Origin of the sequence: Saccharopolyspora oryzae, from assembly GCF_027853915.1 — a bacterium.
Lineage (GTDB): Bacteria > Actinomycetota > Actinomycetes > Mycobacteriales > Pseudonocardiaceae > Saccharopolyspora > Saccharopolyspora oryzae.
In genome coordinates this window covers 1-6,774 of sequence record NZ_JAQGLA010000157.1, presented here as the reverse complement: position 1 = coordinate 6,774, position 6,774 = coordinate 1, and the positions used below count along the sequence as shown (strand labels likewise).

Below are 6,774 nucleotides of genomic sequence, written 5' to 3'. Positions count from 1 at the left end.
AGCCAAAACGGGGCTGGGGTCCGGATGTCAAGCCTGAAACCCCGCAGGGGCGGCCAAAGGCCGGGCTTGACATCCGGAGCACAGCCCCCACAATCCACCAACCACGGGGATGACCCCCACCAACAACTGAACAGACACAGGTAGAAAGCACCTTGAAAACTCAACAGCGAAAACAAGAAGCCAAGCCACCCTAGAGCAACTTGATGTCCTCGATAAGCCAACGAGAATCAGACCGAACAAGCGTCATCTGCATCCGATTCCGATCAATACGAGGCTGAGGACTGTTGACGTTGGTGATCTCCTGATCAACGAACAACGTCACAACAGCCCGTTGCTCATCGGCCTCAGCAACCCCAGCGGACACGACGGTGCCCTTCGAAACGGCACGGTTCTGCCTGATCAACTCGGTCAGACTACCGCTGATCTCCTTGTACTGCTCAGCGAACTGCCCGTGAGAGTTGGCGGTGACGGCCGAGAAGTTCCGCTCCAAGCTGTTGAAGTCGTAAGTGGACAGATCAGTCGCATAAGTGCGTGCCGCATCCAGCGCACTGCGCCGAGCGTCTTCGACAGCTTGCGCCTGCTGCAGCTGCGAGCCCATAGCGCCCAGCATTCCGAAGACAGCGATCAGCAGGGCGAGCACGAGCAGGCTCTTCGGCTGCCACACCCGCTGGAGCAGGGACTTGCGCTCGGGTTCGGTTTCTTCGGTGTCGGTCATCAGCGGACTCCTTGCAGCGGTACGGAATACCAGGACCGTGGGCCGAGGATCGTCGCTTGGCCACCCGCGGCACCGAGTTGGACGCCGGCCCGGGTTCGGCCAGTAGTCGGGTCGTAGGTGGTCATTGCCGGGCGTGGGGCGTTGGCCGCGCCGCGCTGGCCGACGTTGGGTTGATCCGGTGGGCAGTGGCCGCTCAGATTGGCCTCGCGGGGTTCCACCTCCGTGGGGGAGCGGCGTTCTGTCCCCGTGGCGCAGATCGGGCCTTGGGTGCCGATCAAGTACAGGTCGGCCGTGTCACCGTGGACCACTCCGCCCAGGCCGGACAGGGCTTCCGGTAGTGAGATGAGCAGCTGGTCCAAGGCCGGGGTGCGGACCATGACGATCTGGCCCGTGGTGACCAGGTTGCCCAGGAGCGCCGTCGTGGCCGGGTCGTTGCGCGCGAACAATTCGGTGAGGCGTTGGGTGGCGCTGGGGGCGGTGTCCAGGATTCGGTCGAGCTCCGGTTGGTGCTCGCGGATCTCGCCGGACAGCGAGCGCAGGCCCGCCGTCAGGTCGCGGATCCGGTCGCCTTCGGGACCGGTCAGGGGACGCGCGTTGTTGATCAGCCGGTCCAGCTGGGGTTGGTGCTCGCGGGTGGCTTTGAGCAGCGTCGCTGAGTTGTCGAGGATGCGCGTCAGCTCCGGGCCTTTGCCCGCGAGCCCAGTGGAGAGTGCTTCGGTGACCGCGGAAACGTCTTCCGGCCGCAACTGCTCGCTGAGCTCCGTGAAGTGCACCAGCAAGGTGTCCAGCGGGACCGGTCGTCGCGTGTGCTCTGCATCGATGGTGCTGCCGTCGTGGAGGTAGGGCCCGGAGCTGGTGGCGGGTTGCAGGTCCACCGTCTGCACCGCCAGAGGCGTGGCCATGCTGATTACGGCGTCGCTGTCCGCCGGAACCTGCGCGTCAGGGTGCAGCGCGAGCTGGACCGAAACCCCGTCCCCGCCGGGGTCGATGCGGACATCGGACACCGTGCCGATGACCACTCCCCGGTAGGTGACCTGGGAACTCGGGGTCACCGATGCCGCGTCGGGCATGCGTGCGGTCACCCGGATCGGATCGCGCAGCGCACTCGGCCCGGCGACGTTGGTGATCACGTAATAGGTGCAGGCGATGCTGATCGCCAGGAACAGCGCGAGCTGGGCCAGGACCAGGCGGCGGTTCATCGAGTACCTCCGCGCAGGACCGATCTGACATCACCCGAAGCCGGCGGCGGCATCGGCTTTCCGGGGGCGAGCAGCTGCACCACGGTTCCCGGAACGTCGAGCGTGCCGTTGAACAGTACGTAATCACCGGGCGTTGCCTGCTGGATCAGGTCGAAGAACCGGCGCAGCGAACCCACCGTGGTGGCCAGTCCGCTGTCGAGGGAACGCAAGTCGGCCAGCACCGGCCGGAACTTCTCGACCTGCCGGGTCAGCGACTCGTCGGTCCGCTCCACGAGCGCAGCAGTCGCAGTGCTCAGCGAAGCGGTGCTGTCCAGCAGCGCGGTGAAGCGCTCGCGTTCGGCGAGCAGCACGTCGATCGCGGGCCGCACCTCGGTCAGCGCGGCGTCCAGCGAGGCCTGGTCATCGGCCAGGTGTTGCGAGGTCGCGTGCACCGAGCCGATGAGATGGGTGAGTTCGGCGCGGTGCTGGTCCAGCGAGGTCAGGGTCCGTTCCAGCTGCCCCAGCAAGTCGCGCACCTGCTGCTCGCGGCCGGTGAGCGCGGTGTTGAGCTCGGTGACGACGGTACGCGCCTGGTCGATGCCCGCGCCGTTGAGCAGGGTGCTGGCGGCAGCCAGCGCGTTCTCCACGTCCGGGCCGCGGGAGGTCTGCTCGAGCGGGATCACCGAGCCGTCGATCAGCACCTCTCCGCCAGGTGCGGGCGGTGGTTGCAGGACCACGAACTCCTCGCCCAGCGGTGAGGCGAGTTCCAGGCGTGCCGTGGTGCCCACCGGTAACCGCACCTCCTGGTCGATGTCGAGCTCGACGATCGCGCGGAAGTCCGCGGTGCCGATCTTCGACACCCGACCCACCACACCTTGGCCCAGCCGCACCGCACCGCCCTTCGGCAGACGTCCGACATCGGCGAACACCGCGGTGACCTGGTATCCGGAACCACCTGTGCCGATCGGTGCGTTCTGCAGGCTCAGCCCGCACGACGTGGTCAGGAGCACCGCAGCGAACACGAGGCGTTTCACCGGCCACCTCCCAGCACGGCACGCAGCGGTTCGATGTCCGGTGGGAACGGGACCGGGTTGGTGATGCCCGCACCGGTGCACAGCGGCAGCGGCAACTGCCGGCACAACCGGGCAGTGGTGTCGGTCTGGCTGAGGTTCGTGGAGATCGTCAGCCGCAACCGCAGGCGTTGGTCCGGGGTGACGGCCCGGCTGAAGTTGTCCATCGCCAGCGGCGTCGTGTCCAGCGTCTCGGCCAGTTCCTGCTGCCGAGCGGCCAGGGTGCCGGCGAACTGGGACAGCTGGCCGATGTCACCGCCGAGTTGCTCGCCGTGGCGCCGCACGAGGTCGTCGACGGTCACCAGAACGTCGGACAGCTTCGTGAGCGCATCGCTGATCTCCGCTTGCTGGGCCTGGAAATCCGCTCCTGCCTGCGCTGTGGAAGCGGCCAGCGAGTCCACGGTGTCGCGGTGGCGGACCAGCAGCTGGACCAGCTGGTCGAGGTTGTCCACCACCGACCCGATGTCGCCGCTGTTCGTGGCCAGCACTTCGCTGGCGCGCGACAGATTGGTGATCGCATCCCGGATCTGCGGCCCCCGCCCGTCCAGCGAGGCCGCGCTGCTGCGGAGCAGCCGGTCGAGCACGCCCGGATCGCCGCCGGAAGGTCCGAAGGCCGCCATCAGCGTGTCCAAAGACGCGGCCAACTGGTCGAACCGGATCGGGGAATGGGTGCGCTGCACCGGGATCAGCGCGTCGTCGGCCAGCCGCGGGCCGCCGGTGTAGGCAGGCCCCAGCTCGACGTATCGGTCGCTGATGATCGCAGGGCTCATGATGTAGGCCTGTGCGCCCGAGGGGAGTGCGATGTCGGCAGGCATGGACATCCGCACTCGCACGGTCGAGCCCTGCGGCTCCACGGACTCGACCCGGCCCACCGGGACACCGAGGATCGCCACCCGGCTCCCGGGGAAGATGCCGTCGGCGAAGCTGAAATCGGCTGCCACGCGCAGCGCCGGTCGCGGCGACAGCACGGTGAACCAGGCACCGGTGATCAGCGCGGCCAGCACGCAGCAGACGATCAGCAGCTTCCGGCTCATCGGCACCCCTTGAACAGCCCGGCGGCGCACAGCACGTTGTCCGGGACCGGCCCCAGCGGCGCCGAGACATCGGCCCAGGGGCCGTTCCCCGTTGCGTTGGCCAGGTACCGGCCCGTCGGACCGAGCCGTTGCAGGCTCTCGTCGATGGCTCTGTCATTGCGTGCGAGGGAGTCGGTGAGCGCGTGCAGATCGTTCAGCAGCGGATCCAGGACGTCCCGGTTGTCCGAGACCAGCCGGTGCAGGTGGTCGACGACGGTGTCCACATCGGTGATGAGCTGGCGGACGACCATCCGGCGCTGCTGCAGGGTGTCGACCACAAGCTGCGCATCGCCCAGCAGCGTCACCAGGGTGTCCTGCTGCTCGACCAGGGTCGAGGTCAAGGTCTGGGTGCTGCGCAGCAGTTCCTGCAGCTGTTGCCCCCGTTCACCGATGATCGCCGACGCCGTCGCGACTCCGTTGAGCGCGTCGCCGAGTAGCTTCGGGTCCTGCGGCGTCACGTCCTCCAAGGTGGCGATCATGGTGCGCAGCTGAGGCAGGTCGAGGCCTTCGGCGGTGGACTTCGCGTCGGTTTGGAGCTCGTCGAGGCTGTAGGGCACCGAAGTCCGGTCCAGCGGGATCGTTTCGCCGGGGGAGAGCTGGCCCGGGCCGGTGGAATCCACGCTCAGGTAACGGGTTCCGAGGACCGTGCGCAGCTTGATCGCCGCGGTGGTCGTCGAGCCGAGGCTGTGCGCGCTGTCGAGCCGGAACGAGACGCGCACCCGATCCCCGGCCAACGCCACGTCGGTCACCCGGCCCGACGGCACCCCGGCGAGCATGACCTGGGTTCCTTCGGTGAGGCCGGCGGCGTTGGCGAACTCGGCGTGGTACTCGTCGGTGCGCAGCAGGAACACCACCCGGGGCACGGTCGCGGACGCGGTCAGCAGGAGGAGCAGCACGATCGCCCCGATCGCTCCGTTTACCAGCACCTTCCTCATCGGCAGACCTCCGTGTGCGGGCCGGCCCCGAGGTCTGCCTGGACGCCGTCGACGGCAACACCTAGGTTGCACAGGTAGACGTTCGCCCAGGACCCGTAGCTCGTCGCCCGGTCCAAGGCGTTCAGGAACGCGGGCATGTCCTGGACAGCACCGTCGATCTGGCTTTGATTGCGCACCAGCATCGACGTGACGTCCTGCACCGAGCGCACGTCGCGGGACAGCTGGGGTCCTAGGCCGTCGAGCAGTCGTGCGAGCGAGCCGGCGACTTCGGAACCGCTGTCGATGGCGGCGGCGATCTCCTGACGGCTGGCCGCGGTCTCCGCAGCCAGCCTCCCGAGCCCGTCCACCAGACCGCGCAGGTCCTCGCGCCGCTGCTGCACCGTGCCCAGCACTGAGTTGAGGTTGTCGATCACCTCGCCGATCACCTCGTCGCGGGACGCCAGGGCATCGGTCAGCGACACGATCCGCGTCAGCAGCGCGGACACCGTCCCGCCTTCGCCCTGGAACACCGCGACGATCTCGCCCGCCAACTGGTTGACCTGCGCGGGCTCCAGCGTGTCGAAGAGCGGTTTGAACCCGTTGAGCAGTGCGGTGAGGTCGAGGGCCGGGCGGGTTCGTTCGACCGGGATGGTGGCGCCCGGCGCCAGTGGCGGGCCGCCCTGTCCCGGGGTCAGCGCGAGCGCGCGGGCACCGGTGAGGTCGGCGTAGCGGATGACGGCGAGACCGGTGGCGGGGACGGGCTGCTCAGCGACGACTTCGAAGTCCACTTCGGCGAGACCACCGCGCGCGGCGACCTCGGTGACCGTGCCGACCCGCACCCCGGCCACCGTCACCTCGCTCCCCGGCTGCAGGCCCGCGACGTCGGTGAACACCGCGCGGTAGGGCACCGATCGACCGGTCATCGGATCCGTCAGCGTGTTCACCACGAGGACACCGCAGAACAGCGACACGACGACGAAGACGGCGAACCGGAGAGTAGGTTTCACGGAGTGACGACCTCCGTTCCGCGCACTACCGGGCCCAGCAGCAGGCCCAGCGCATCGGGAGCGGGCGGACTCCCGGGAAGCAGCGGCGCGAGCTCGCGCAGCACGTCGCGTTCCTGCTGACCGCCCACGGGGCCGATCGGTCCGCGCAGCCGCGCGTCGTGGCAGTTCGGCCCGTCCATGCCGGGATAGCGCGGGCAGTCCTCGGGGCCGTAGGGGTACGGCCGGTGCAACGTCCCGGACAGGCGGATCTTGAAGAATCCGGTGGACAACGAGCGGTTCGCACCGTCGAGGAAGGTGTCCAGGCCGTTCACGCCCTCGCGAATCGCTCCGGGATGGCGCCCGAGCACGTCGGCGACCGGCTCACCGGACCGCACGAGCTGGATGATCCGCTCGGAGTTCTCGTCGACGAACCGCTGCGACTGGGAGGTGAACGCCAACCCCGCCCCGAGCAGATCACCGATGTCCTGCCGTCGCTGCACTACGGTGCCGGACAGTGCGACGGCGTCGTCCAACGCTCGCACCGCATCCGGTGCCGCAGCTGCGATGTCGTCGGCGAGTGCGGCGAGGTCGGCCAAGTCGTCACCGGTCAGCGGCGGATCGGCGGTCAGCTGAGCGGAGTCGTCGATCAGCTCGCCCAGCTGTTCACCGCGTCCGCGCAGCGCCTCGGCCAGCGCGGAAAGCGAGACCTGGAGCTGCGCTGGTTGCAGCGAATCCACCAGGTCGTAGAGCCGGTTGTAGGCGTGGTACAGCTGCATGGTGGGGTGGGTGTCGTCGGCAGCGTGCTGAGCACCGGGCGCGTGCGCCGTGCTGGCCGAGG

At 68.4% G+C, this 6,774-nt stretch carries 7 protein-coding genes; all 7 read right to left on the bottom strand.

Going from position 1 to position 6,774, the window contains the following annotated elements; all coding sequences use genetic code 11:
* Positions 1-190: 190 nt before the first annotated feature.
* Entirely contained in the window at positions 191-715 is a 525-nt protein-coding gene (locus tag OU415_RS37600) for a hypothetical protein (RefSeq protein ID WP_270954548.1), read from the bottom strand.
* Positions 715-1,914 (bottom strand): MlaD family protein, encoded by a 1,200-nt coding sequence (locus OU415_RS37595; protein ID WP_270954547.1) that lies wholly within the window; start codon positions 1,912-1,914, stop codon positions 715-717. The genes OU415_RS37600 and OU415_RS37595 overlap by 1 nt, the downstream gene beginning before the upstream one ends.
* Positions 1,911-2,927: an MCE family protein gene (locus OU415_RS37590; RefSeq protein ID WP_270954546.1), complete on the bottom strand. Its 1,017-nt coding sequence runs from the start codon at positions 2,925-2,927 to the stop codon at positions 1,911-1,913. The genes OU415_RS37595 and OU415_RS37590 overlap by 4 nt, the downstream gene beginning before the upstream one ends.
* Positions 2,924-3,997, bottom strand: a complete 1,074-nt coding sequence (locus OU415_RS37585) for an MCE family protein (RefSeq protein WP_270954545.1) — start codon at positions 3,995-3,997, stop codon at positions 2,924-2,926. Before OU415_RS37585 ends, OU415_RS37590 begins: the two co-directional genes overlap by 4 nt.
* Positions 3,994-4,971 carry an MCE family protein gene (locus OU415_RS37580; protein WP_270954544.1) on the bottom strand — a complete coding sequence of 326 codons (978 nt, stop codon included), beginning with the start codon at positions 4,969-4,971 and terminating at the stop codon, positions 3,994-3,996. Before OU415_RS37580 ends, OU415_RS37585 begins: the two co-directional genes overlap by 4 nt.
* Positions 4,968-5,957 (bottom strand): MCE family protein, encoded by a 990-nt coding sequence (locus tag OU415_RS37575; protein ID WP_270954543.1) that lies wholly within the window; start codon positions 5,955-5,957, stop codon positions 4,968-4,970. Before OU415_RS37575 ends, OU415_RS37580 begins: the two co-directional genes overlap by 4 nt.
* Positions 5,954-6,774 (bottom strand): MCE family protein (locus OU415_RS37570; protein WP_270954542.1); only part of this gene is annotated, 821 nt, incomplete at its 5' end. The genes OU415_RS37575 and OU415_RS37570, both read right to left, overlap by 4 nt.